Annotated in this window: 4 protein-coding genes and 1 riboswitch; of the genes, 2 read left to right on the forward strand and 2 right to left on the reverse strand. The window is 64.6% G+C overall.

All coding sequences use genetic code 11. The features are described 5' to 3' along the window. Together EOA33_RS28590 and EOA33_RS28595 are read right to left on the reverse strand one after the other, a co-directional pair. The coding region (locus tag EOA33_RS28590; RefSeq protein WP_145989325.1) for a DUF1624 domain-containing protein at positions 1-820 on the reverse strand (820 nt) is incomplete at its 3' end. Positions 821-1,036: 216 nt separating this feature from the next. Beyond that, positions 1,037-2,215 carry an aromatic ring-hydroxylating dioxygenase subunit alpha gene (locus tag EOA33_RS28595; protein ID WP_127407165.1) on the reverse strand — a complete coding sequence of 393 codons (1,179 nt, stop codon included), beginning with the start codon at positions 2,213-2,215 and terminating at the stop codon, positions 1,037-1,039. A 132-nt stretch (positions 2,216-2,347) separates the two neighbouring features. Here EOA33_RS28595 and EOA33_RS28600 point away from each other — a divergent pair, with 132 nt between their 5' ends. After that, positions 2,348-3,040, forward strand: coding sequence for a gamma-glutamylcyclotransferase (locus EOA33_RS28600; protein WP_126054051.1), 693 nt, complete (start codon positions 2,348-2,350; stop codon positions 3,038-3,040). Positions 3,041-3,104: 64 nt separating this feature from the next. Then, positions 3,105-3,299: riboswitch (cobalamin riboswitch) on the forward strand. A gap of 36 nt (positions 3,300-3,335) precedes the next feature. Beyond that, positions 3,336-3,506, forward strand: a 171-nt coding sequence (locus EOA33_RS28605) for a CbtB-domain containing protein (protein ID WP_127407166.1), incomplete at its 3' end; no start/stop codon positions are given.

A 3,506-nucleotide genomic window follows, 5' to 3' on the forward strand; every position in this document is an offset into this window, starting at 1 on the left:
GCTGTTCACAGGATATCTGGCAGGATTTGAGGAAGCTGGCGTCCTGGTCCAGCGGCGCCGCCGGCATCACCTGCGAAAACAGCCAGACCGAACCGAACAGCAGTGGCTGATGGATCAGATAGAAGGCGAGGCTGTGGCGGCCGATGAAGACCAGCGGGTTCGACCAGCGGCCGGGCGCCAATTTCGCCAGCCTGGCAAGCAGGCCGCAGGTGGAAGCGAGTTTCGCCGCGGCAATGCCCAACAGCACGGCGCCGAACCATGGGAAGAGCGGCACATAGTCGTTGGAGCGCGGGTTGGTCGCCGACAGGCCGACCCACCACAGCGCCGGATGGTCGAAGGCTTCCGAGCGCAGATAGAGCGGGGCGGCGATCACAAGCGCCGCGACGGCGATGGTCAGCAGCGAGGGCAATCGCAGGAAGGCGAGGCCGAGCAGGGATGCGAGCGCGATCTCGTGCAATATGCCGAAGAAGATGAAGCCATCCGGCGTGGCGATGCGAGTGATCAACGAAATGGCCAGCGCCGCCACGGCGACCATGGCAAAGCGCTTCCAGAAGCCCGGCCAACGGATCTGCCTTCCATGGGCGAGGAACAGGCTGACGCCGACCAGGAACAGGAAGGTCGAGGCGATGCAGCGCGCGTAGATCTTCCACCAGCCGAAGGCGGTGAGGCCGGGATCGGCATAGCCGAAATTCTCGAGGTCCCAGGTGAAATGGTAGCTCGCCATGGCCAGCAGGGCCAAGCCGCGCACGATGTCGATGGCGACGATGCGTCCTTGCTTCGGCGTGTCCTGAACAGGTTCGGCCGGCGATTGAAGGCTCATCGTGTCTCGCATTCCGATTCAGTGATACCAAACGACTATCATGGTTCAGCCAGACAAAAGAAGGCGGGACCTCTGTCGCCTGGTATCAAGCTGCCCGCCGTTTTCTTTCGAGCGGTTCGAGGGCCGGCCGTGAGCCTGGGTTCAGCGTTCGCCACGCGCGCGGGCTGCCGGCGGCGGCCGTGGCTTTGTCACCTGGCGGCATCTGCCGAAGTCGCTCTAGGGTTTGGGCGAAAATGCCTGATGCCGCGCGCGCACCCATTCGTGGAAACGGTGCAGGTCGTACTCCTCCGGCATCAGCACACCGGCCTCGTGGCGCATCGAACGCAGGCCCTTCTGGTTGACCTCGCAGATCGCCGCGTCCTCTTCCAGCACCTGCCTGCCAAAGGCGACGATGTTGTCGATGTCGGCTTCCGGCGAGGCGAGCGCTTCGGCCGGGAACAGCCATTCGGTTGACAGTTCCGTCTGCTCGGGGCCGAGCGGCACAAGCCGCACGGTGCGCACATAGTCGACATGGCCGACGATGAACATCGACGGCAGGCTTGTGGCGTAGGTCTGGCCGGCGGCGCATTCGGCCGGCGTCAGGCCGGCAAACACCGGGCCGTGCGCGCGGCCGTCGCGCGACCAGGTCTCGGCGCCGGCTCGGAGGCCGCCGGAATATTCCGGCGCGTCATTGTCGGCGTGGCGCGCCCATTCTGGATCGTCGTGCCTCGTCATCAGGCCACGGCCATACATCGGCACCAGCCGCGACAGGTCCTTGTGGACGCCAGGGCAATGCAGGCACTCGTTGAAATTCTCCCAGAAGATCTTCCAGTTGCAGTTCATGACCTTGCGCAGCGCATGGCCGGTGACCAGCGTCTCCAGCGGCCAGTTGGCGAGATTGCCGGAAGCTCTGTCGAACGAAGCTTCCGCCGAGCCGGCGGCATCTTCGGCGAGGTTGATGAAGACGAAGCCGCGCCACACCGACAGCGCCACGCCATAGAGCGGGTAGTCTGCCTTGTCGAAGCCTTCGGGCAGCGACTTCGACGGCACGCGCACGAGATCGCCGCGCAGCGAATAGGACCAGGCGTGGTAGGGGCAGGTCAGCAGCCTGGCCTTCAGCCTTCCCTCGCTCTCCTGGCAAAGCTGCGAGCCGCGATGCCGGCAGGTGTTGTGGAAGGCGCGCAATTCGCCGGCCTCGTCGCGCAGCACCACGATCTCCTGCGTGCCGACGCGGAATGTCCTGAAAGCCAGCGGCTGGGCAAGATCGGCCTCACGGCAGACCAGCAGCCAGCTTTTGTACCAGATCGCGTCGAGGTCACGACCGTGGGCCCCGGCATCCCAATAGGCCGACGACGGCAGCGTCGGCGCAAGCCTGGTCAGGCCGGTGTAGAGGTCGTCGCTCGGTTTGGGCTGCATAGGCGGCTCCCTGAATGGTCCAGCCGACACCCGGGCAGGATGTTTGTCAATCGCTCGCGCCGTGGCCATTGTGGCACGCAATCGCCGCCCCTAAGGTCGGCGCTTCACAAGTCGGGTGCCCAGGGACAGTTCATGCCGCCAAGGACAATGTCGCTCACCGAGGAGCTGGTCGCGCGCTGCTTTCGCGTCGTCGAGGACAGCGGGCCTGATCCCAACGCGATGCATCTGGACGATGCCGACTATGATGCGATGCTGGACACGCTGGAGGCTGAGCTGCCTGGCAGCGAGCCGCTCTGGCTGTTCGGCTACGGGTCGCTGATCTGGAAGCCCGAGATCGACCATGTCGAAGAGCGGGTAGCGGTCGCGCGCGGCTGGCACAGATCCTTCTGCATGAAGATGACGCGCTGGCGCGGCACCAGGGAGCAGCCTGGCCTGATGATGGCGCTGGACCGGGGCGGGCAGTGCAAGGGCGTCGCCTTCAGGCTTGGCGATGCCGACCGGCGCCAGCAGCTCGACAAGGTCTTGCGGCGCGAGGTGACGCTGAAGCCGACCAGCTACCATCCGCGCCTGCTCAACCTTTCGAGCGATGGTGGCACGTTGCGGGCGCTGGCCTTCGTCATCAACCGCAAGGGCACAACCTATGCCGGCCCGCTTGAGGAAAAAGAGGTGGTCGAAAGGCTGGCGACGTCCTGCGGGCACTGGGGATCGGGCGCAGACTATCTTTACAACACGGTGAAGAACCTGGAGCAGCGCGGCATCCATGACAGCCATCTGTGGCGGCTGCAGCATCTGGTTGCTGAACGAATTGCCGCGTCGGACAGCTAGGCCCGGCGGCGCATTTGCGCTGGTGGCCGCCGGAATTTGGTTTGCCGGGCGCGACGATTCTGCCTATAGTCCTGCCGTCGTCGGTTCCGTTTTTGGAGCCAAGAGGGAATGCGGTGAGGGCGAATTCGTCCAATGCCGTGGCTGCCCCCGCAACTGTGTGCGGTAGTCCTCTCCAAGACCACTGAGGAAATTCCTCGGGAAGGTGGGGAAGGGCGCTGATCCGCGAGCCAGGAGACCTGCCGGCGACAGAAACGTTGAATTCTATGCCCTCGGGTGGAGGGCGAAAGGACAAGACATGACGACCGCTTCCGTCTCCCTCGGCACCTCCGTCTCCTCGCAGTCGCGCTTCATGCAGCTGGCCATGGCCGCGTTGCTCGGCATTTTCGTCGTCGGCTTTGTCGGCTTCTCGCATCTCGATGCCGTCCACAATGCCGCTCACGACTACCGCCACTCGATGGCCTTTCCC

The sequence above is a fragment of the Mesorhizobium sp. M4A.F.Ca.ET.050.02.1.1 genome (assembly GCF_003997725.1).
Lineage (GTDB): Bacteria > Pseudomonadota > Alphaproteobacteria > Rhizobiales > Rhizobiaceae > Mesorhizobium.

What these genes read in the sequence shown, in the direction of transcription:
- EOA33_RS28595 (WP_127407165.1), bottom strand. Translation starts at nt 2,215, where the DNA reads ATGCAGCCCAAACCGAGCGACGACCTCTACACCGGCCTGACCAGGCTT.
- EOA33_RS28600 (WP_126054051.1), top strand. Translation starts at nt 2,348, where the DNA reads ATGCCGCCAAGGACAATGTCGCTCACCGAGGAGCTGGTCGCGCGCTGC.